Genomic DNA, 21,092 nt, shown 5'->3' on the forward strand with positions numbered 1-21,092 from the left:
GTGGTCGATGGAAGGCCGGCCCCGGACGACATCCGGAGCCGGCGAAGGCATCAGAACTTCTGCGAGAGCGAGATTTTAAACGTGCGACCCGGCTCCGAATAGAACTCCGAGGGCATGGAGCCACCGTTGCGGACCGAGGAATAGTCATAATAGGTCTTGTCGAGCACGTTGAAGATGCCGGCATTGACCTTGAGACCGTTGAATTGCTCCGGCTCCCACCAGGCGGAGAGATCGACGATCCCGTAGCCCGGCGTCTTGAAGTAGGTGACGTTCGAACCGCTGCGCACCGTCTGGCCGCGTGCTGCCGCGACCCCGATCCAGTCGAGACCCACGCCCCATTCGCCGGCATCGTAGTCGATGCCCAGCACCACCTTGGCCGGCGCGACGGAGGCAAGGAAGGTGTCGTTGGTCAGGTCATTGCCGCGCGCATAGGCGACCGCACCGCGTAGCGTGATGCCATTGTCGAAGCGCTTGTGAGCCGAAAGCTCGGCGCCGTAGATCTCGGCCTTGGCAATGTTGGCATATTGCGTGATGCCGCCCTGGGGATAGGCCGCGAGCGTATAGCCTGCGGCGGCCGCTTCCGCCGCGCTCAGGGCGCGGGCATCGATGAAGTTGCGGTAGCGGTTGTAGAAAGCGGACACGCGGGCGCCGAGATCATCGTCGCCAATATTGGCGCCGAGTTCGATGCCGTTGCTGGTCTCGGACTGGAGCGCGGGATTGCCAAGCCTCAGATAGGTGCCGGGACCGCCGAAGACGGCGTAGAGTTCACCCGCCGTTGGGGCGCGGAAGCCCATGGCCCACTGGGCGTAAAGCTCCACCGCCTCGCTCGGCTGGTAGCCGAGACGCAGCTTGGGCGAAATTGCGGTATCGTCGAAGCCGGCCGGAAGCGCCGGTCGGTTGGCGTTGTTGGCATAGCCCTCGGTCATGACCGGCGAATGCTCGATCCAGTCGAAGCGCGCGCCGGGCGTCAGCGTGAAGCCGGAGGCGCCGAGCGCAATGCGGTCTTCCAGAGAAAGACCGATCTTGTTGCTGTCCACCTTCGGCGTGTCGGCCTGATTGGTGTGAAGATTGGCGCAGCCCGCAAACGCACCGGTATAAGGCAGGCGGCAATTGTCGGAACCCGCGGAATATTGCTCCGTCGATGTGGTCGCGAAATCCCAGCCGAGGGAGAAGCGGTGCTCAAGACCGCCGAGTTCCAGCGTCTTCTCCGCAGTGCCCACAGCGCCCCAGGTCTTCTCGTCATAGGTATTGTCGCGCACGATCGGGCCGATGACCGAGGTGGAGCGATAGCCATTGTAGCCGTTGCCGCGCAACTGATTCATCCAGTAGACCGAAGCCGCCACGCGGTCGAACAGCGTGCCCTCCTCTTCCGCCTCGAAGGCATAGTCCAGCGAGACGCGGTCCCGGTCGCTGTCATCCGTCGTGGTATAATTGCCGGGGCGATAGTTGCCGGTCAGCGACTGGCTGGTGCGCGCATCCGTGTCGCGGTCCTTGCGATAGCGTTCGGCGGTGATGCCGAACATATGGCCGCCCTCGGCGTGGTGGCGCAGTTTCACCAGCACATTGTTCTGATCGTAATCCGACGGATTTGCCTCGGTACGGGTCGTGCCGTAGGCGTCGATCGTGCCCTGGTTCTTGCGCTCGTGACCACGGCGATAGCCGCCCTGCACGAGGATCGACGTATCGCCGAAGGACTTGGCGAAGGCCGCCGTCGGACTGAAGCTTGTGTCGGCGCTGTCATAGGTGAAGCTCCAGGCGCCGCCCCAGTCCTTGCCGTCGCGGATCAGGTCTTCCGGCTCCAGCGTGGAAAGCGCGAGGATGCCGCCAAGCGCGCCGGAACCGCCGCGGCTGGAATCGGCGCCGCGCACCACGCTGACGGAGGCAAGCGAGGAGAAGTCGAAACTGTCGACGCCCCCGTCGGCATCGCGGGTCGCATCCTGCAGATAGGGCACCGGAATGCCGTCAATGGTCGTCAGCACCCGCACGCCTTCCAGACCGCGAATGTTGACCGCGCCGGTGGTGCGGTTGAAGTTGACGCCCGGCTCCAGCGTGCGGCCGAGGTCGTTGATGTCGGTCACCTGCCTGTCGGCGATCTGCTCGGCCTCGACGGTTGTCGCAACCGGCGTATCCGTGACGCCGAGACGGTTGCCCTTCACGGAAATCTTCTTCAGCTGCGTTGCCCCCTCCTGCTGGCTGGCATCCTCAGCCATGGCTGGCAGGGCACATGAAACGGAAACGAGCGCGAGCGCCGTGCAGGCGCGCAGCATCGAGCGGGAAAGCCGGAGCAACATAACCAATCCTTTGAGACGACAGGACCGGGCTGGCGAGGCGCCTGCGGCGCTCATGGCTGGCTGGGTCGAAGGGCGCGGGCGCGGCCAGATGACCGCCCGATTTCAGTCACTTAAAAAACATGATTACGTTAGTCAAGAAATAAAACAGGCTTCTCCACGGCCGCGCGGAACCTCGCCCTTCCCGCGCCTTGCCGAACGAAACGGCTCTCGACGCGTTTGTTTCCTCTGAAACGATGAGGAGAGACGAGATGGCACGGATGATCGCGCTCCTGTCCACCGCGACGATGCTTCTGTCGCAGGCGACCCTCGCAGCCGAACTGCCACCGAAAGGCCCCCTGCCCGACCCGAAGCCGGCCACCGCGCAGACAGGCGACATGTCCGAATCGGCGCGGGACGAAGCACCGCCGATTCCGGCCGAAAAGCCGGCGACGACGGACCGGACGAATGACGTGCCGGCAGGGACGAACACTCGCTCTCCATCGACCCTTGCCACCCCGCAACCGGCAACTCCGGACTCAAGAAAGGACGCGGAAGACGGAGCTGACGTCGTCGCCGCAGCAATCCCGCCAACCCCGGCTGATGACGCGGCGTGCCGTGAAAACCTGAAAATCCTTGGCGCGCGCTTCGAAGCCGCAAAGCCGATCGATGACGGCGACGGGTGCGGCATCGCGGCACCGATCAGCGTCTCGGAAGTCTTGCCGGGCATCCGGCTGGAACCCGCAGGCGTCATGGGCTGCCGCACCGCATCGGCCCTCGCCCGCTGGACGAAGGAAACGGTCGTGCCGACAGCCCGCCTGTCCGGCCGGACGGCGACGCTGACGGCCCTTGAACAGGCCTCCACCTATGTCTGCAAGCGTCGCAACGGCGCGACGACGGGCAAGATCTCCGAACACGCCCACGGCAACGCCGTCGACATCGCAGCCCTCGTCTTCTCGGACGGCACACGGCTTGAGATGAAGCCGCGCCAGGAAGACGGAACCATGGAGGGCGCCCTGCAGCGCAGCCTCACGGCCGCCGCCTGCCTTCACTTTTCGACCGTGCTCTCACCTGGCAGCGACGCCACGCACGAGACGCACCTGCATCTCGACACGATCGAGCGCAAGGGCGGCTTCCGCTTCTGCCGTTGACGGACCATGCGGAAGCCGGTGCCGGTCAGCGGGCGAGAACGTCGCGCATTTCCACGAGGTTGGAGCGGACGCGCAGAATATAGAAGCCCATCGTGGCCAGATGCGTCGGCATGATCCAGCCATCCTCGGCGCCATTGGAGATGATGAGCGGCTGGATGCGCAGTGCCGCACGCAACTGCTTTAGGGTCTCGGCATAGAGCGGCGCGATGTTGCGCTGCTGGATCACCGTCTGGAAGTCGGCCCGCGCCGCGCTCAGGATGCCGTAATAGCCGTAGAGCTGGCCGTAGGCGAACCAGAAGCGATCGTCGGCGCGCGTGTCGAACCAGCCGCCATTGTAGAATTCGGAGCGCTCTCGCAGGATGGACGAGGTGTCGCCGATATCGCTGGTGACCCGGTCGATGAACTCGACCAGATTGTCGGCGCGGGCGTCGAAAATGGCAGCGCAGGTCGCCAGCGCATCGTCGAAGAGGCGAAGGTCCCGGGCCGCCGCACGGTAATAGCTGGGGCTCGGGGTTTTCGGACCGAAGGGGTTGAGGCCGAAATACCAGCTCTCCTCGTCGAACTGCATGTTGCCGCGGGCCGCCTGCAGATTGTTATTGATGCCTGACGTGCCGCGCATGCGGCCGAGCGAATCCACAAGTTCCACGCTGGTGCGGCGGATCGCCTGGTTCACGCCGCGCTGGAAGGCGGCCTTGTTGTCGAGCCAGGGCGTGTGGTCCCAGTCGATGCCGAAGAAGCCAAGCTTGTAGAGCAGCATGGACGACACCCAGGCATTCTCATCCACGTTGAAGTCGATCAGGCCTGCCGTGACGTTGACGATGGCAGAGCGCTGGCAGGTCTGCGCCGCCGGCTGCACGGGCGTGGCTGGCGTCGTGCCTGTCCCGGTCGTTGTGGCCGGTGCGGCAGATGCCGTCGTCGGCAGCGCGATGCCGGCATCCACCGTCTGCTCGGAGAGCTTGTAGGCATCCACGTAGTCGGGATTGAAATTCGTCCAACTCTGCGTCTGCACAAGGAAGTAGCCATAGCCGACGATGATCAGGACCGCGACAAGCGCGATCGGCCCCTTGACGATCCAGCGGCGCTGCGAAAACCACCGGCCGATCGCCACGAAGGGGCGGCCGATGAGATAGCCAATGCGCTGGAAGAAGGCGATGACGGGTTCAAACATCGCAGGCACGATCCTTGTCTCTGGCCCCGCCGCGCGCCCGCAGGGCGGATAAGGGCGGCGGGACATGTGGGTCTGGCGCTTCAGATATGGCCTCGCCCCTGTCGCGGCAACACGGCGCTCACGGTTATTTTAGCGCCAGGCGGATCGATCCGCCCTCGGACAGCGACAGGACGGCGCGGATTACTTCACCGGCGCCTTGAGATAGGCGATGACATTGGCGACCTCTTCCGGCGTCTTCAGCCCCGCAAAGGCCATCTTGGTCTTCGGCACGACGCCCTTCGGCGACAGGAGATACTGCGTCAGCGTCGCCTCGTCCCAGACCTTGCCGCCGGCGCCGAAGGCCGTCATCGCCTCGGAATATTTATAGCCCTCGGCGGTGGCGACCGGCCGGCCGACGACGCCCATCAGGCTCGGCCCGACCTTGTTCTTGGCTTCCGTCGCGGTGTGGCAGGCAGCACACTTGCCGAACACCGTCTTGCCGGCAGCCGCATCGCCGTCGGCGCGGGCAGACGGGGCGACGATGCCGGCGGCGGCCAGCGACAGTGCGAGGATGAAGGTGGATTTCATGAACATGCGGAGCGGTCTCCTTGGATGGCGGGACGAAAGAGGCTGATACCTCGGCATCATGCCGGTAGCGTTGCGCCGCGTCACCCGCCTTGCGCCAGATCAATGCCCGTTCATCTTGTCTTCCCAGTGACGGCGGCAGAAGGGCACGTATTTCTCGTTGCCGCCCACCTCGACCTGCGCCCCCTCGCGCACCACCGATCCGTCCGGTGCGAGCCGGACGACCATGGTGGCCTTGCGCCCGCAATGGCAGATGCTGCGCACCTCGCGCATCTCGTCGGCAATCGCCAGCAGCGCCTGCGAGCCCGGAAACAGCTTGCCCTGGAAGTCGGTTCGCAGACCGTAGCACATGACGGGAATGCCGACCCGATCGGCAATGCGCGCCAGTTGCCAGGCCTGCGCCTCGGAGAGAAACTGCGCCTCGTCCACGAAGACGCAGGCGACCTCCGCCTCGGCATGAAGGTGGACGATCATCTCGAAGAGATTGTCATCCTGCTCGAACGCGACGGCATCGGAAGAAAGCCCGATGCGCGAGGAAATCCGCCCCCGCCCCGCCCGGTCGTCGAAACCGGCGATCAGGATCACCGTGCGCATGCCGCGCTCCTGGTAATTGTAGGAGGCCTGCAGAAGCATGGTGGATTTGCCGGCATTCATCGTGGCGTAATTGAAGTAGAGCTTGGCCATTTTCCATTCCCGCAGCGTCTGGGATGCTGTGAGCAAACCCCATGGCGAAGCGGGGCCGGAAAGGCCAGCGTCGCCACGCCAAGACCACAGAAATTTCGGCGCGGACTGGCAATAAATTGATCATGCGACATTTTGCGTCGCATGTCGGAACCGGCCCGGCAGACTCTGGCCATACACTCGCCGCCGATCAAGGTGCTTGAAACAGGGCGCCATTGGTGATTGGCTAAAAAAGAAACACAGGGGAATGACATCATGACCACCGCCACCAGAATGATCTTCGCAGCCACCGTGTCCTTTACCGCGCTCGCAACCAACGTTGCCTTCGCCGCCGATGCCGAGAGCTGCAAGACCGTGAAGTTCTCCGACGTCGGCTGGACCGACATCACCGCCACGACCGCAACCACCGCCGTCGTGCTGAAGGCGCTGGGCTATGATCCGCAGATCACCGTGCTTTCCGTTCCGGTCACCTACCAGTCGCTGAAGAACAAGGACATCGACGTTTTCCTCGGCAACTGGATGCCGGCCCAGGAAAAGGACGTGAAGCCCTACCTCGAGGAAAAGACCGTCGTCTCCCTCGGCGCCAACCTCGAAGGCGCCAAGTACACGCTCGCCACGAACGAGAAGGGCGCCGAACTCGGCATCAAGGACTTCTCCGACATCGGCAAGCACAAGGATGCGCTCGACGGCAAGATCTACGGCATCGAGCCGGGCAATGACGGCAATCGTCTGGTCATGACGCTGATCGAGAAGAATGAGATGGGCATGGGTGGCCTGGAACTCGTGGAATCCTCCGAACAGGGCATGCTGGCGCAGGTCGCCCGTGCCGACAAGGACGGCAAGCCGGTCGTCTTCCTCGGCTGGGCGCCCCACCCGATGAACAACACCTTCAAGATGACCTACCTGACCGGCGGCGACAGCACCTTCGGCCCGAACTTCGGCGGCGCGACCGTCTACACCAACACCCGCGCCAACTTCGTCGAGGATTGCCCCAACGTCGGCAAGTTCGTCACCAACCTCAAATTCTCCCTCGACATGGAAAACGCCATCATGGGCAAGATCCTGAACGACGGCGAGGATCCGGAAGTGGCCGCGACCGAATGGCTGAAGGCGAACGGCGCAGCCGTCGAACCCTGGCTTGCCGGCGTCACCACCTTCGATGGGAAACCGGGCCTCGAGGCTGTCAAGTCCGGCCTCGGTCTCTGATCGGTACTTGCCTGCGGGTCGCTTCGGCGGCCCGCTTCGCTTCTCCCTCGTTCTCTTTGATCTGGCAGGTGTCACCCCGTGAACTTCCTCCCCGAATGGATGGTCGATTCCAGCGGCAAGCTGAAAATCGGCATTTTGGCCAAGACCTTCGTTGATTGGCTGACGGCTAATGCAAGCTGGTTCTTCGACTGGCTCTCCGCCGTCCTCTCCCGCGCCATCGACGCGATCCTCTTCGTGCTGCAATGGCCGCACGCCTTCGTGCTGATCGCACTGTTTACGGGCCTGTCCTGGTATCTGCGCCGCTCGGTCGGCGCAGCGCTCTTCACCTGTCTCGGGCTCCTGCTGATCTATAACCAGGGCTACTGGAAGGAAACGACCGAGACGCTGGCGCTCGTGGGTGCCTCGGCCGGGGTCAGCATGCTGGTCGGCGTCCCGCTCGGCATAGCGGCCGCGCGCCGGCCCTGGTTCTACGCCTTCCTGAGGCCCGTGCTCGACCTCATGCAGACGATCCCGACCTTCGTCTACCTGATCCCGGCCCTCATCCTCTTCGGGCTAGGCATGGTGCCCGGCCTCATCGCCACCGTCATCTTCGCCATCCCCGCGCCCATCCGCATGACGCGGCTTGGCGTCGTCTCCACCCCGCCCTCGCTGGTGGAAGCCGCCGTCGCCTTCGGAGCAACGCCCATGCAGGTGCTGCGCAAGGTGGAACTGCCCTATGCCACGCCGCAGATCATGGCCGGCCTGACCCAGACCATCATGCTCTCGCTGTCGATGGTGGTCATCGCCGCACTCGTCGGTGCGAGCGGTCTCGGCGTTCCCGTGGTGCGCGCCCTCAACACGGTCAACATCGCCCGCGGCTTCGAGGCGGGCCTGTGCATCGTCATCCTCGCCATCATCCTGGACCGTATGTTCCGCACCGACAGCTCGGAGGACGCAGCATGAGCGACGCCGTCATTTTCGGAAATGTCGACATCATCTTCGGCGAGAACCCCGCCAAGGCGCTGGAAATGGTCGATCAGGGCAAGACCCGCGACGAAATCGGCGCTGCCACCGGCCTCGTTCTCGGCGTGGCCGGCGCTTCGCTCGCGGTCAAGGAGGGCGAGATCCTCGTTCTCATGGGCCTGTCAGGTTCCGGCAAATCGACCCTCCTGCGTGCCGTCAACGGGCTCGCTCCCGTTGTGCGCGGCAATGTCAGCGTCAAGACGACGACGGGCAATGTCGATCCCTACAAGGCAAGCGCCAAGGCGCTGCGCGACCTGCGGATGAACACCGTCTCCATGGTGTTCCAGCAGTTTGCGCTGCTTCCCTGGCGCACGGTCGCGGAAAATGTCGGCTTCGGCCTTGAACTCGCCGGCGTGCCGGATGCCGAGCGCAAGCGCCGCGTGGCGACCCAGCTCGAACTCGTCAACCTCGCCAAATGGGCCGACCGCAAGGTAGGCGAACTCTCCGGCGGCATGCAGCAGCGTGTCGGCCTCGCCCGCGCCTTTGCGACGGAAGCCCCGATCCTGCTGATGGACGAGCCCTTTTCCGCGCTCGATCCGCTGATCCGCAACCGCCTGCAGGACGAACTCCTGGAATTCCAGTCGCGCCTGAAGAAGACCATCCTCTTCGTCAGCCACGACCTCGACGAGGCCTTCCGCATCGGCAACCGGATCGCCATCATGGAAGGCGGCCGCATCATCCAGTGCGGAACGCCGCAGGAAATCGTGAAGAACCCGGCCAACCAGTACGTGGCCGATTTCGTGCAGCACATGAACCCCATCACCATGCTGACGGCGAAAGACGTGATGAAGACGGGTACTGCCCACGACACCACGGGCGGCGTCACGGCCACGGCCAAGCCTGCCACGCCGCTGATCGACATACTGGACGCCATGTCGCGCCAGCCGGGCGCGATCGGCGTGGTGGAAAACGGCGCCGTGCTCGGCACGATCACCGCGCAAAACGTGGTGGAAGGCCTGACCCGCCATCGCAGCCGGGAGCAAGGTTGAGACCGATCGATCGACGCGAAGGAGCGTCGATCCCCCCTGTGCGAAGCGATCCCGCGCGTTCACGTCTCCGTGATCGATAGGCGGGTATCTTGGAAAGCGCGGCCACCCTTGTCATACCAGTTAGATGACGAACTCAGAAAAAGCCGATAGACCTTCCGTCGTCAGGGAGACGGACGACGAGGCACGGCATCTCGCGCTCACATTGCTGCGCGAGGCCCGCGCGGTGGCGCTTGCGACGTCGGAGCCGGATGAAAGCGGATTTCCGTTCGTAAGCCGGGTCCTGCTCGGGATCGACTGCGACGGCAGGCCCACGCTTCTCGTTTCCGGCCTGTCCGCCCACACGAAGGCGCTGTCGGTGGACCCGCGCTGTTCGCTGCTTGCAGGCGAAGCGGGCAAGGGCGATCCGCTCGCCCATCCTCGGCTGACGCTGCAATGTCTGGCAGCGCCCGTTGAGCGCGACAGTGCCGACCACCAGCGTATCCGTGCGCGGTTTCTGCGCCGGCATCCAAAGGCCAGGCTTTACGCGGATTTCCCGGATTTCCGATTTTTCCGGCTGGATCCGCTGCGGGCAAGCCTGAATGGCGGCTTCGGACGAGCCTATCTTCTCGAAGGCAACGATTTTCTGCTCACCAACGCGGCCGTCTGGCCACTGGCAGAAATCGAAGCCGATGCCATATCGCATATGAATACCGATCATGCGGACGCGATCGCTGCCTACGCGCTCCGTTACCTCAAGAGCGATGCGGCCGGATGGGAGCTGGTCGGCATCGATGTGGCAGGCATTGATCTGGCGCTCGGCGACCAGCTTCGGCGCATTCGATTCGTGGAACCTGTCACGGATGTGACGAGTTTACGGACTGCGTTCAAATATCTCAAATTTGGCGGGGCATAAGGCCCCCCAAATTTAGCCATCGCCGGTTGTCCTTTGTCGAGCCGGCCTTAAATATCGCGTGGCCGACTCCGTAAGCGTGGGACAACGGATTCGGCATGGAGATAAAAATGCAAGAAATAACACCTGAACAGAACGAGTTTGCGGAGGCTGCGGCGAACTTTCTGTCTGCAATGGCAAACCCGAAAAGGCTTCTGATCCTGTCATCTCTGATGGAGACGGAGATGCCGGTCGGCGCGCTTGCGAACCGTGTCGGGCTCAGCCAGTCGGCGCTGTCGCAGCATCTTTCGAAGCTGCGCGCCCAGAATCTGGTTTCGACGCGCCGTGATGCACAGACGATCTACTATTCGACGTCGTCTGAATCGGTTGCCAAGGTGCTTCACACCATTACCGATATCTATGGGGATGGCCTCCCCTACGCGAAGCAGAAGCCGGTCATTCACTCCGCCGGCCTGCGCGCTGCGAAGTAAGCGACGGACGAGGCTTCTCGGGAGGCCTCGCGCGCTGAAAGCCGGTCAATGTACCGAATGCGATCGCAGTCTCCTGCGGTCGATCTCCACGCGCGCGACGACGGATCATCGCGCATCGGCCAGGAAGGATGCGAGCCAGAAGAGCGGCGCATTCCAGTTGATGGCCATTTCGTTCGTGCCCCAGGACATGATGTCGTCGATATAGCAGGCCTGCGGCGCGCAGCCCTCAAGCTTTTCCTTGGCGACATCGTCGAGCAGCGTACCGTTCGGCCCGCCCGCAAGCGTTCCGGCAGGCGGGGACGGCAGGCCCTGGTCGAGCTGATGGGCATACCAGCGACTATGCTGGTTGCGGGCAAAGGTTTCGCCATACCCCGTCACGTAGGAAAGGCCGAGCACATTGCGGCCGAAGATGTAGTCCATGCCCTGCCGGACAGCGGCAAGGTAGCGCGGATCTTCCGTCAGGTCGAAGGCGGCTGCGAGCACGGTCATGTTCTGCAGCATGGCATGGTTGGAGCCCCAGCTGTATCCGGCGCCCCCGGGCTGATAGACTTGGCCGAAGGCATCCGCCTCCTGCAGGGCAAGCAGATCGCGCGCGCCGGCCACCACGCTTGCCGTCACGGCCCGCCGATCCCCGGCCGGCAGCTGGTCTCCGTGGGCGGCCAGCTGCAGCCGCGCAAAGCCCGCGACATTGGCCCAGTCATAGGAGCCACCGGGCGAAAACACGCTGCCTGCCCAGAAGGGCGAAGCCTTGGCGGCCTCGAGAAAGCGGTCCTCCCCGGTCGTGATGAAGAGTTCGGCCGCTGCCCAGTAGGCCTCATCCGTTACCGTCTCGTCCGAATAGTCGCCCCCACCCTGCAAGCCATCGGATGACGGGGCCCTGAGATCTGGATGGGCCTCGGCTGCGGCATAGGCCGTCAGGGCAGCGTCACGAAGCTCGCCTGCGAAATCCGCATCGTAATCGGCAAAGACCCGGGCGCCCATGGCCGCCGCTGCGGCAAAATCATAGGTCGCTGCCGTCGAGGGACGGTGCAGGGCACGCTCCTGCGGATCGTCGGCGGGCAGCATCGGCAGCCCGGTCCAGGCCACATCATGCACCTTGTGATGCACCATGCCGGCCAGAGGCTGCCCGTCCGGCACCTGCATCTTCAACAGGAATTCAAGTTCCCAGCGCGCCTCGTCCAGGATGTCGGGCACGCTATTGCCGTTTTCCGGCATGCGGCCGAGCGTGTCGCTGACGACAGGCGAGGCACCGCCGCCATGGGCCATTCCGCGCTCGAAGGCCGACATCATCTGCGCGACCGAGAGCGCACCCGTCACGACATATTTGCCCTGATCGCCGGCATCGTACCAGCCGCCGGAGACATCGAGCCGGTAGTCGCAGCGCCAGTCACCATAGAGGCTCTGCGCCACCCCGCCCGTCAGGCAGCCGACATCCGTATCCCCCTTGTTGGGCGAAAGCCCGAGATGCCCGGCCGCCCGCTGATAGGCCGGATCGGCAAAGCTGGCATCGATGGCAATGCCGCTGCGTTGCAGGGTGAACCACGAAAGCGCATCGATGCGAAGCCGCCCGTAGAGGGGGGCGCCGATCCCGAAGGCGGCGCTCGTCTGGCCGCCGGCCTCCAGTCGAAACCCGTCGCCCTTGTCCGATACCCCGGAAAAATCTGCGACATGGACGGCCGCTCCCGCATTGCGATCCAGCCCGACCGGCGTGGTCTTTCCCTCGCTGACAACGGCGCCGTCGGCACTCAATACGCGAAACGGAATAGGGCCTGCAGCATCCGAGACGATCGTCGCCCGTTTCGGTCCGTCGGCGAAATAGCCTGCCTGGTTGACGAGCACGGCTTTGGCCGAGGTCACCCCGTCAGCGGTTCCGGCAGGCTTGGAGGCTGTCAACGAGACATCGTCGAGACAGACCGTACGGTCGGCGCCCTGCCCGCCCAGTTGCAGGAGGAGCTGCGCCGGTTGGCGCTCGACGGCGCGAAACGTTTCCTCCACAAGGACACCGCCCGGCAGCGCGTCGACCGGCACCTCCATATGGGTCGTATAGGGTTCGCCGTCGCGCTGGACACGCACCCGCACCGCACCTGCAGGCTCCGACGCCAGGGTCAGCGCGAGCCGGTAGCTTTGCCCAGGAGAGAGAAGGAGGCCGTTGACCCCGGCAAGCCGGTCCCATGGCTGGCCGCCGGCGGGAACCATGAGGCAAAGCCGCCCCCCGCGCCGCTCGGCTGTCACGCCATCACCCGTCCAGAAGCCGTCGCCCCCTGTCTCGAAACCTCCGTCAGCGATCATTTCGCCGGCCGCCCGCGCCGGCCAAGATGGAAGAAGGGTGAGAACGGAGGTGGAAAGAATGAGCGGCGCCGTGAGCCCGGATATGGTCCAATGAAACGCCATCATGTCCTCGTTCGATGTCATCAGGCTCGCCACACCTTCGGCAGGCGAAATCAGTGTTCGGGCAAGACCGGGCGGACAGCAGCCGATCCCTCCCAAGCGGCGCCATTCAGCCACAATATCCTCTAAAGAGGATAAACGGACGCACCCTCGGCATCCCCCCGGCGCGCTTGACGCCGATAGGCGCCCTGATACGTTGACCAAACAGTAAAACGCCGGCAAATCACCTCGCTTGCGCCGCCTTTGCCGTCCGGATGGACGGACCACGGAGAAAACAATGTCGAACCGCCTCAATGCCACCCCCAATGACCTGCGCGCCTTCTGGATGCCGTTCACCGCGAACCGGCAGTTCAAGAAGGAGCCGCGCATGTTCGTGGGCGCCAAGGACATGTATTACACGACCCATGACGGTCGGCAGGTTCTGGATGGCACGGCGGGTCTCTGGTGCGTGAATGCCGGCCACTGCCGCCCGCAGATCACCGAGGCGATCCAGCAACAGGCGGGCGAACTCGACTACGCCCCGGCCTTCCAGCTCGGCCATCCCAAGGCCTTCGAACTCGCCAACCGGCTGATCGATATCGCCCCCGACAACATGGCCCACGTGCTCTACACCAATTCCGGCTCGGAATCGGTCGATACCGCGCTGAAAGTCGCGCTCGCCTACCAGCGCGTGAAGGGTCAGGGCTCACGCACCCGCCTCATCGGCCGCGAGCGCGGCTATCACGGGGTCAACTTCGGCGGCATTTCCGTGGGTGGCATCGTCGCCAACCGCAAGATGTTCGGCACGCTGCTGACCGGCGTCGATCACATGCCCCACACCCACCAGCTTTCGAAGAACGCCTTCACAAAGGGCCAGCCGGAGCATGGCGCCGACCTCGCTGAGGAGCTGGAGCGCATCGTGACGCTCCATGACGCCTCCACCGTCGCCGCCGTCATCGTCGAGCCCGTCGCCGGCTCTACCGGCGTCCTCATCCCGCCGAAGGGCTATCTGCAGAAGCTGCGCGACATCTGCACCAAGCACGGCATCCTGCTGATCTTCGACGAAGTCATCACCGGCTACGGCCGTCTCGGCGCGCCGTTTGCGGCCCAGTTCTTCGACGTGAAGCCCGATATCATCGTCACCGCCAAGGGCCTGACCAACGGTGTCATTCCCATGGGTGCCGTGTTCGTGACGTCGGAAATCCACGACGCCTTCATGAACGGCCCGGAACACATGATCGAGTTCTTCCACGGCTACACCTATTCCGGCAACCCGATCGCATCCGCCGCAGCCCTCGGCACGCTCGACACCTACCGCGACGAGGGCCTGCTGACCCGCGCCGCCGACATGGCCGCCTACTGGGAAGAGAAGCTACATTCGCTCGCCGACTGCCCGAATGTCATCGACATCAGGAACATCGGCCTCATCGGCGCCATCGAACTGAAGCCCATAGACGGCGAGCCCACCAAGCGCGCCTTCAACGCCTTCCTCAACGCCTACAATGATGGCCTCCTGATCCGCACCACCGGCGACATCATCGCGCTCTCGCCGCCGCTGATCATCTCCAAGGACGAGATCGACGAACTCTTCGACAAGCTGCGCAAGGTGCTCGTCAACAACATCTGAAGATGGCTCGGGGGGCCGGAACGTCGCCGAAAGATACGGCAAGAAAGCCCCCCTCATCCGCCCTTCGGGCACCTTCTCCCCGGCGGTAGAAGGGATTCTGGCGCACAACCGCACCCCACCCGCTCTTCTCCCCGCCGGGGAGAAGATGCCGGCAGGCAGATGAGGGGCAGGCTCTCCGCATCCCCAGACCCGCGCGGCACCCGGATCGGACATCCGCCCCGAAAACTCCCCGTGCAAAGCCGCAGCCACGCGGCGCCGCCCCCTTCCCGCCTCCGCCATTCCCCGCTAATTTCCGCTGACGCGCGCGACGTTCTGCGCGCCGGGAGGACGAGACACCGTGCCGAAAAAGCCTGTTATCGCGGATTTCAACCGCGAGATTTTCGACCTGCGCCTGAAGCGCAGCCATGACGATCTCTTCGGCATGCTGGAGCGGCTCTACAGCCGGCACCGGAATTACGAGCAGTTCCTGACGGCACTCGACGGCGTGATGCGGCGCGCCTGGGCGGAGCGTTCCGACGATCTCAAGCGGCTGGACCTGAAGCGTGATCTGGAACCCGACTGGTTCCAGCGCTCCGACCTCAACGGCTATGTCTTCTACATCGACCGCTTCGCCGGCGACCTCAAGGGCGTGGCCGACAAGCTGCCCTACCTGAAGGATCTCGCGATCAGCTACGTGCATTTCATGCCGTGCCTGAAACCGCGCCCCGGCGACAGCGACGGGGGCTATTCCGTCATGGACTACCGCGCCGTGAACCCCGCCTACGGCACCATGGCCGACCTGGAAGCCGCGACGAAGCTCCTGCGCGACAACGGCATCAGCGTCTGCATCGATCTCGTGCTGAACCACACCGCCAAGGAACACGAATGGGCCGTCAAGGCGGCGGCCGGCGACAGGCACTATCAGGATTACTACCTGATGTTCGACGACGACGCCGAGCCCAAGGCCTATGAGCGTGACCTGATCGAGATTTTCCCGGAACACGCGCCGGGCAGCTTCACCCATTATCCGGAGTTCGGCAAATGGGTCTGGACCACCTTCAACGAACACCAGTGGGATCTCAACTGGGCCAATCCGCACGTCTTCCTGGAAATGGCCGAGGTCATGCTCTTCCTCGCCAACAAGGGCGTGGATGTGCTGCGCTTCGATGCCGTCGCCTTCATGTGGAAGCGGATGGGCACGCGCTGCCAGTCGGAGCCGGAGGTGCACATGCTGCTGCAGGCGCTGCGCGCCGTCTCCCGCATCGTCGCGCCTGCCGTCATCCATCTGGAAGAGGCGATCGTCTCGCCCTCGGAAATGCTGCCCTATCTCGGCCGCGGCGAACATGACGGCAAGGAAGGCAACCTCGCCTACCACAATTCGCTGATGGTGCAGTTCTGGTCCGCACTCGCCGCCCGAGATACGCGGCTGATGACACATGTGATGAAGACGCATTTCCCGCCCGTCGTCACCAACGCCACCTATGCGACCTATCTGCGCTGCCACGACGACATCGGCTGGGCTGTGACGGACGAGGATGCCTCCGCCATCGGCATCGGCGGACGCGCCCACCGCGCCTTTCTCTCGGATTTCTACGAGGGCACCTTCCCGGGCTCCTTTGCGCGCGGTGCCCTCTTTCAGGAAAACCCGGACACCGGCGACAAGCGCATCACGGGTGCGCTCGCCTCGCTCGCCGGCCTCGAACAGGCCGAGGACGAAGGCGATGCGGGCAAGATCGACCGCGCCATCGACCGCATCCTGATGGGCCATGCGTTGATCGCGAGCTATGGCGGAGTGCCGCTCATCTACATGGGCGACGAAATCGCGCTCACCAATGACTACAGCTATACCGCCGTGCCCGAGCACGCCCATGACAGCCGCTGGCTGAACCGGCCCAAAATGGACTGGGCGCGCACCGAGGCCGCCAGCGACACGCCGGCCGGGCGGGTGCGGGACGGCGTGCGCCACATCCTGCATCGCCGCGCCACCGTGAAGGCCCTGCACGGCGCCAATCCGACCATCGTCATCGACACCGGCAATCCGCGCCTCTTCGCCTTCCTGCGCAAGGCGCCCGCCGGCCCGCTCCTTTGCCTTTTCAATTTTTCGGAGGAATGGACCTCGATCGATTCGGGCCTCGCCGCCCATCACGGCGTCACCCGCTTCCACGATCTTCTCTCGGATGCCGATCTTCAACTCCACGACGGCGCGATCGCCCTGCCGCCCTACGCCCGCGTCTGGCTGGCCTGAGGGGTGCTTTGCGGCGGCCTGTGGCTGGCCGCCGTCTTGCCTTGATCGGCGTCGATCTCTGCGGCATGGTCGGGTAGCGCCGCACAGGGGCGTACCGGAGACCCGCCATGACCGAGACCCCACAGCCAGCCGTCATCGACAGCATCGCCAACGAGCACCTGACCGTCGAAGTGTCCCGCCTCGGCGCCGAACTGCACAGCATCAAAAGCGCGGATGGTCGCGAGTGGCTGTGGAACGGCGACCCGGCCTGGTGGAATGGCCGCGCGCCGATCCTCTTCCCTATCGTCGGCCGCGCGCCCGACAACACGATCACCATCGACGGCGAAGCCTTCCCGATGGCGCAGCACGGTTTTGCCCGCAAGCGCATCTTCACCCGCGCCGATGACGCCGCCGATCAGGTGGCCCACACGCTCGCCGCCGATGCCGAAAGCCGGGCGATCTACCCGTTCGACTTCCTTTTGACGCTGGAACATCGCCTCAACGGCAAGGCGCTCGTCATCACCGCGACCGTTACCAACACCGACAGCCGCCCGATCCTCTACGGCTTCGGCTTCCACCCCGCCTTCTCCTGGCCGCTGCCGGGAGGCGAAGGCAGGCCGCATGTCGTGACGCTCGGCAACGGCGCCAGCCCGCCCCTGGTCGGCCTCGAAGGCGGCCTGATCGGCCCCGCCAGCCTGCCCACGCCCTTCGTCGACGGACGGCTGGCGCTCCATCACGACCTCTTCCTCAACGATGCCCTCATCATGCCCGAGGGCGCCGGCGACAGCATGACCTTTGCCGCCGAGAACGGCCCGGCGCTCGCCTTCCGCTTCGAAAACCTGCCGGCCCTTGCGCTGTGGCAGAAGCCGGGCGCGCCCTATCTCTGCGTCGAGCCCTGGCACGGCATGGCGGCGCTGGCCGGCGCCGGCAGCGAGCTTGCCGCCCGCCCCTTCAACGTCACGCTGCCGCCCGGCGAAAGCGCCCGCTATGCCATGACGGTCGATTTCTCCGCCGCCCTCTGAGCCGCCGACCCATCGTGGCCGGCGCCCCGATGCGCCGGCACTGCACATCCGGCCTTCACGGCCCAATACGGGGAACCCGCCCATGACGACCGACCTTGCCCGCCGCATCGACCAGGGAACGGGCCGCGAGCCGGCCAAGATCGTGCTGAAGGGCGGCCGCTTCTTCGATCTGGTCACGGGCGAACTGGTCACCTCCGACATCGCCATCTGCGGCGAGACCATCGTCGGCACCTGCGGCAGCTATACCGGCCGGCAGGAGATCGACATTTCCGGCCTCACCGTCGTGCCGGGCTTCATCGACACGCATCTCCACATCGAATCCTCCCTCGTTACCCCGCATGAATTCGACCGCTGCGTCCTGCCCTACGGCGTGACGACGGCGATCTGCGATCCGCACGAGATCGCCAATGTGCTGGGCACCGAGGGCATCCGCTTCTTCCTGGAGTCGGCCGAACGCACCATCATGGACATCCGCGTCCAGCTCTCCTCCTGCGTGCCCGCGACCCATCTCGAAACCTCCGGCGCCTCGCTGCCGATCGAGACGCTGCTGCCCTTCCGTGACCATCCGAAGGTCATTGGTCTCGCCGAATTCATGAATTTCCCCGGCGTGATCCACAAGGATCCCGTCTGCATGGCCAAGCTGGAAGCCTTTCAGGACGGGCATATCGACGGTCACGCACCGCTGCTGCGGGGCCTCGATCTCAACGGCTATCTTTCCGCCCGAATCCGCACCGACCACGAATGCACGAGCGCGGAGGAAGCGCTCGAAAAGATCCGCAAAGGCATGCACATTCTGGTCCGCGAAGGTTCCGTCTCCAAGGATCTGCACGCGCTGCTGCCGATCCTCACCGAGCGCCTGTCACCGTTCCTTGCGCTGTGCACCGATGACCGCAACCCGCTCGATATCGCCGAGGAAGGCCATCTCGACTATATGATCCGCGAGGCGATCCGGAACGGCGTCGAGCCGCTCGCCGTCTACCGTGCCGCCTCGATCTCGGCTGCCCGCGCCTTCGGCCTGCGCGACCGCGGCCTCGTCGCACCCGGCTGGCGCGCCGACCTCGTCATCATCGACAGCCTCGAAAGCTGCCGCGCGGCGCACGTCTTCTCGGCCGGCCGCCGCGTCGATGCCGCCCTCTTCGCCACCCGCGAAGCCGTGGCTCCGGTCGGTCTGGAAAGCGTGAAGGCCGGCCGCGTCGCCGCCGCCGATTTCGGCGTGCCCTATCGCGAGGAGGAAACCTCCGTCATCGGCGTCCTGCCCGGCAAGATCATCACCGAACACCGCCGCTACCGCCTGCCGGCGGATGGCAACCGCACCGGGCTCGACCTTGGCCGCGACATCATCAAGGTCGCCGTCATCGAGCGCCACGGCATCAACGGCAACCACGCCAATGGCTTCGTGCAGGGCTTCGGCCTGAAGAAGGGGGCGATTGCCTCCACCGTCGGCCATGACAGCCACAATATCTGCGTGGTCGGCGTCAACGAGGACGACATGGCCACCGCCGCAAACCGCCTGGGCGAGATCGGCGGCGGCTTCGTGGTCGTGGAAGACGGCAAGGTCACCGGCGAAATCGCCCTGCCCGTGGCCGGCCTGATGAGCCTCGAACCCTACGAAAGCGTCCGCGACACCCTGCACCACCTGCGCCAGGCCGCCTTCGCGCTCGGCGCCACGCTGCAGGAACCCTTCCTCCAGCTTGCCTTCCTGCCCCTGCCCGTCATCCCCCATCTGAAGATTTCGGACAGGGGCATGGTGGATGTGGACAAGTTCGAACTGATCGGGTGACGATCAGCAGACCCGCAGGCTCGCGCGTCTCCCGTTCTCAGATCGCACAACAGAACACGTCGAAGGCCTCAAGCTTCACCGTGCGGCCATCGAGATGCGCCTCACCGAAGCCGGGCATGGTGCAGGTTTCGCGGATGCCGATGCCATCGGGCAGCAGCACCTCCTGCGGGCCGCGGTGCAGGTTGAAGATGAAGAGCAGCGTATCGCCGGCCTTTTCGCGCAGGAAGGCCAGGACGTCGGCATTGGTGTCCAGGAAGCGCATGCCGCCGTCGAGAAGCGCCGCATGGCTGCGGCGGAAGGCGAGCGTGTCGCGATAATGCTGGAGCACGCTCACCGCATCCTCCTGCCGGTCCGCGGACAGGGGAACATGATCGACCGGCACCGGCAGCCAGGGTTTGCCCGTGCTGAAGCCGGCGTGCTCGGCGCCTGCTTCCCAGACCATCGGCGTGCGGCATCCGTCGCGGCCCTTGAAGGCCGGCCAGAAGCGGATGCCGTAGGGATCGCGCAGGTCTTCGAACGCGAGATCCGCCTCCGTCAGCCCCAACTCCTCGCCCTGATAGAGGCAAATGGAACCGCGCAGGGCCGCAAGCACGCTGATCGCAAGCTTCGCCACCCGCTCACGCTCCTCCGGCGACCAGATGAAACGGCTCACGTGGCGGATCACGTCATGGTTGGAGAAGGCCCAGCAGACCCATCCATCCGTGACAGCCGCCTGGAAGGCGGTCACGCATTTGCGGATGTGGCTGGCGGTGAAATCCGGCCCCAGCAGGTCGAAGGTGTAGCACATGTGCAGCTTGTCGCCGCCGGACGTATAGGCCGCCACCGTCTTCAGCGAGCGGGCGCCGTCGCCGACTTCACCGACCGAGGTCCGATCGCCATATTCATCCAGCAGGGCGCGGAAGCGCTGCAGGAAGCCGATGTTTTCCGGCTGTGTCTTGTCGTAGAGATGGTTCTGCATGCCGTAGGGGTTCACGTCGGGCGCATCGAGGCCCGTCGCATCCGGGTCGGGGATCAGCGGCGGGTTGTCGCGCAGTTCCTCATCGTGGAAATAGAAGTTGACGGTATCCAGCCGGAAGCCATCGACGCCCCGCTCCAGCCAGAAGCGCACCGTTTCCAGCACGGCATCCTGAACCTTCGGATTGTGGAAATTCAGATCCGGCTGCGAGGTCAGGAAGTTGTGCATGTAATATTGCTTGCGCACGCCGTCCCATTCCCAGGCCGGACCGCCGAAGATCGACAGCCAGTTGTTGGGTGCCGTGCCATCCTTCTTGGGGTCGGCCCAGACATACCAGTCGGCCTTGTCGTTGCTGCGGCTGGAGCGGCTTTCGACAAACCACGGGTGCTTGTCGGCGGTGTGTGAAATCACCTGGTCGATGATGACCTTGAGGCCGAGGCGATGCGCCTCCGCCATCATGGCGTCGAAATCGGCAAGCGTGCCGAACATCGGATCGACATCGCAGTAATCCGAGACATCGTAGCCCATGTCGGCCTGCGGCGAGGTGAAGAAGGGCGAGAGCCAGATGGCATCGACCCCGAGCGAGGCGATGTGCGGCAGGCGCTGCGTGACGCCCCTGAGATCGCCGATGCCGTCGCCATTCGTATCCTGGAAAGATCGCGGATAGACCTGATAGATGACCGCGCCGCGCCACCATTCCGATTGCGATGCCATGTCGTATCCCTTCGCTCGCCTGTCTGCTCCGCCATAG

The 21,092-nt window shown here is 64.6% G+C and carries 16 protein-coding genes; 10 read left to right on the forward strand and 6 right to left on the reverse strand.

Annotated elements, in window-relative coordinates:
- Nucleotides 1-50: 50 nt before the first annotated feature.
- A complete protein-coding gene (locus ACED18_RS06545) occupies nucleotides 51-2,291 on the reverse strand; it encodes a TonB-dependent hemoglobin/transferrin/lactoferrin family receptor (protein ID WP_377290156.1) in 2,241 nt (746 codons plus the stop codon).
- A 248-nt stretch (nucleotides 2,292-2,539) separates the two neighbouring features.
- Here ACED18_RS06545 and ACED18_RS06550 point away from each other — a divergent pair, with 248 nt between their 5' ends.
- Nucleotides 2,540-3,418: an extensin family protein gene (locus tag ACED18_RS06550; RefSeq protein WP_377290158.1), complete on the forward strand. Its 879-nt coding sequence runs from the start codon at nucleotides 2,540-2,542 to the stop codon at nucleotides 3,416-3,418.
- A 25-nt stretch (nucleotides 3,419-3,443) separates the two neighbouring features.
- On the opposite strand, the gene ACED18_RS06555 is transcribed toward ACED18_RS06550, so the two are convergent.
- The 3 genes from ACED18_RS06555 to ACED18_RS06565 all read right to left on the reverse strand — a co-directional run bounded on the left by ACED18_RS06555 (nucleotide 3,444) and on the right by ACED18_RS06565 (nucleotide 5,834).
- Complete coding sequence (locus tag ACED18_RS06555) at nucleotides 3,444-4,586, reverse strand: DUF2333 family protein (RefSeq protein ID WP_377290160.1); 1,143 nt, start codon at nucleotides 4,584-4,586, stop codon at nucleotides 3,444-3,446.
- A 180-nt stretch (nucleotides 4,587-4,766) separates the two neighbouring features.
- Entirely contained in the window at nucleotides 4,767-5,153 is a 387-nt protein-coding gene (locus ACED18_RS06560; protein ID WP_377291075.1) for a c-type cytochrome, read from the reverse strand.
- A gap of 99 nt (nucleotides 5,154-5,252) precedes the next feature.
- The gene (locus ACED18_RS06565) at nucleotides 5,253-5,834 is read right to left on the reverse strand and encodes a thymidine kinase (RefSeq protein ID WP_377290162.1); all 582 of its coding nucleotides are present in this window, start codon (nucleotides 5,832-5,834) and stop codon (nucleotides 5,253-5,255) included.
- Between the two features lie 249 nt (nucleotides 5,835-6,083).
- On the opposite strand from ACED18_RS06565, the gene ACED18_RS06570 reads away from it, so the two are divergent.
- The 5 genes from ACED18_RS06570 to ACED18_RS06590 all read left to right on the forward strand — a co-directional run bounded on the left by ACED18_RS06570 (nucleotide 6,084) and on the right by ACED18_RS06590 (nucleotide 10,387).
- Nucleotides 6,084-7,037 (forward strand): choline ABC transporter substrate-binding protein, encoded by a 954-nt coding sequence (locus tag ACED18_RS06570; RefSeq protein WP_377291077.1) that lies wholly within the window; start codon nucleotides 6,084-6,086, stop codon nucleotides 7,035-7,037.
- 99 nt (nucleotides 7,038-7,136) lie between these two features.
- On the forward strand, nucleotides 7,137-7,979 hold the full coding sequence (choW, locus tag ACED18_RS06575; protein ID WP_377291079.1) for a choline ABC transporter permease subunit: 843 nt from the start codon (nucleotides 7,137-7,139) through the stop codon (nucleotides 7,977-7,979).
- A complete protein-coding gene (choV, locus tag ACED18_RS06580; protein WP_377290164.1) occupies nucleotides 7,976-9,028 on the forward strand; it encodes a choline ABC transporter ATP-binding protein in 1,053 nt (350 codons plus the stop codon). The genes choW and choV overlap by 4 nt, the downstream gene beginning before the upstream one ends.
- A gap of 124 nt (nucleotides 9,029-9,152) precedes the next feature.
- Entirely contained in the window at nucleotides 9,153-9,920 is a 768-nt protein-coding gene (locus ACED18_RS06585) for a HugZ family protein (RefSeq protein ID WP_377290166.1), read from the forward strand.
- A 107-nt stretch (nucleotides 9,921-10,027) separates the two neighbouring features.
- Nucleotides 10,028-10,387, forward strand: coding sequence for an ArsR/SmtB family transcription factor (locus ACED18_RS06590; RefSeq protein ID WP_377291081.1), 360 nt, complete (start codon nucleotides 10,028-10,030; stop codon nucleotides 10,385-10,387).
- Between the two features lie 105 nt (nucleotides 10,388-10,492).
- Here the strand turns inward: ACED18_RS06590 and ACED18_RS06595 are convergent, their stop codons facing one another.
- The gene (locus tag ACED18_RS06595; RefSeq protein WP_377290168.1) at nucleotides 10,493-12,676 is read right to left on the reverse strand and encodes a glycoside hydrolase family 9 protein; all 2,184 of its coding nucleotides are present in this window, start codon (nucleotides 12,674-12,676) and stop codon (nucleotides 10,493-10,495) included.
- 376 nt (nucleotides 12,677-13,052) lie between these two features.
- Here ACED18_RS06595 and ACED18_RS06600 point away from each other — a divergent pair, with 376 nt between their 5' ends.
- From ACED18_RS06600 to ade, 4 genes are all read left to right on the forward strand, one after another.
- Nucleotides 13,053-14,381 (forward strand): aspartate aminotransferase family protein, encoded by a 1,329-nt coding sequence (locus ACED18_RS06600; RefSeq protein WP_377290170.1) that lies wholly within the window; start codon nucleotides 13,053-13,055, stop codon nucleotides 14,379-14,381.
- A 337-nt stretch (nucleotides 14,382-14,718) separates the two neighbouring features.
- Nucleotides 14,719-16,605 (forward strand): amylosucrase, encoded by a 1,887-nt coding sequence (locus tag ACED18_RS06605; protein ID WP_377290172.1) that lies wholly within the window; start codon nucleotides 14,719-14,721, stop codon nucleotides 16,603-16,605.
- Nucleotides 16,606-16,712: 107 nt separating this feature from the next.
- Complete coding sequence (locus ACED18_RS06610) at nucleotides 16,713-17,606, forward strand: aldose 1-epimerase family protein (RefSeq protein WP_377290174.1); 894 nt, start codon at nucleotides 16,713-16,715, stop codon at nucleotides 17,604-17,606.
- A gap of 82 nt (nucleotides 17,607-17,688) precedes the next feature.
- On the forward strand, nucleotides 17,689-19,386 hold the full coding sequence (gene ade, locus ACED18_RS06615; protein ID WP_377290176.1) for an adenine deaminase: 1,698 nt from the start codon (nucleotides 17,689-17,691) through the stop codon (nucleotides 19,384-19,386).
- Between the two features lie 37 nt (nucleotides 19,387-19,423).
- Here ade and ACED18_RS06620 read toward each other — a convergent pair whose 3' ends face one another.
- Nucleotides 19,424-21,055 carry an alpha-glucosidase gene (locus ACED18_RS06620; protein ID WP_377290178.1) on the reverse strand — a complete coding sequence of 544 codons (1,632 nt, stop codon included), beginning with the start codon at nucleotides 21,053-21,055 and terminating at the stop codon, nucleotides 19,424-19,426.
- Between the last annotated feature and the right edge of the window lie 37 nt (nucleotides 21,056-21,092).

Source organism: Rhizobium sp. SG2393, from assembly GCF_042610495.1.
Taxonomy (GTDB): domain Bacteria; phylum Pseudomonadota; class Alphaproteobacteria; order Rhizobiales; family Rhizobiaceae; genus RU20A.

What these genes read in the sequence shown, in the direction of transcription:
- ACED18_RS06555 (WP_377290160.1), bottom strand. Translation starts at nt 4,586, where the DNA reads ATGTTTGAACCCGTCATCGCCTTCTTCCAGCGCATTGGCTATCTCATC.
- ACED18_RS06565 (WP_377290162.1), bottom strand. Translation starts at nt 5,834, where the DNA reads ATGGCCAAGCTCTACTTCAATTACGCCACGATGAATGCCGGCAAATCC.
- ACED18_RS06590 (WP_377291081.1), top strand. Translation starts at nt 10,028, where the DNA reads ATGCAAGAAATAACACCTGAACAGAACGAGTTTGCGGAGGCTGCGGCG.
- ACED18_RS06595 (WP_377290168.1), bottom strand. Translation starts at nt 12,676, where the DNA reads ATGATCGCTGACGGAGGTTTCGAGACAGGGGGCGACGGCTTCTGGACG.
- ACED18_RS06610 (WP_377290174.1), top strand. Translation starts at nt 16,713, where the DNA reads ATGACCGAGACCCCACAGCCAGCCGTCATCGACAGCATCGCCAACGAG.
- ACED18_RS06545 (WP_377290156.1), bottom strand. Translation starts at nt 2,291, where the DNA reads ATGTTGCTCCGGCTTTCCCGCTCGATGCTGCGCGCCTGCACGGCGCTC.
- ACED18_RS06550 (WP_377290158.1), top strand. Translation starts at nt 2,540, where the DNA reads ATGGCACGGATGATCGCGCTCCTGTCCACCGCGACGATGCTTCTGTCG.
- ade (WP_377290176.1), top strand. Translation starts at nt 17,689, where the DNA reads ATGACGACCGACCTTGCCCGCCGCATCGACCAGGGAACGGGCCGCGAG.
- ACED18_RS06585 (WP_377290166.1), top strand. Translation starts at nt 9,153, where the DNA reads ATGACGAACTCAGAAAAAGCCGATAGACCTTCCGTCGTCAGGGAGACG.
- ACED18_RS06620 (WP_377290178.1), bottom strand. Translation starts at nt 21,055, where the DNA reads ATGGCATCGCAATCGGAATGGTGGCGCGGCGCGGTCATCTATCAGGTC.
- ACED18_RS06560 (WP_377291075.1), bottom strand. Translation starts at nt 5,153, where the DNA reads ATGAAATCCACCTTCATCCTCGCACTGTCGCTGGCCGCCGCCGGCATC.
- ACED18_RS06600 (WP_377290170.1), top strand. Translation starts at nt 13,053, where the DNA reads ATGTCGAACCGCCTCAATGCCACCCCCAATGACCTGCGCGCCTTCTGG.
- choV (WP_377290164.1), top strand. Translation starts at nt 7,976, where the DNA reads ATGAGCGACGCCGTCATTTTCGGAAATGTCGACATCATCTTCGGCGAG.
- choW (WP_377291079.1), top strand. Translation starts at nt 7,137, where the DNA reads ATGGTCGATTCCAGCGGCAAGCTGAAAATCGGCATTTTGGCCAAGACC.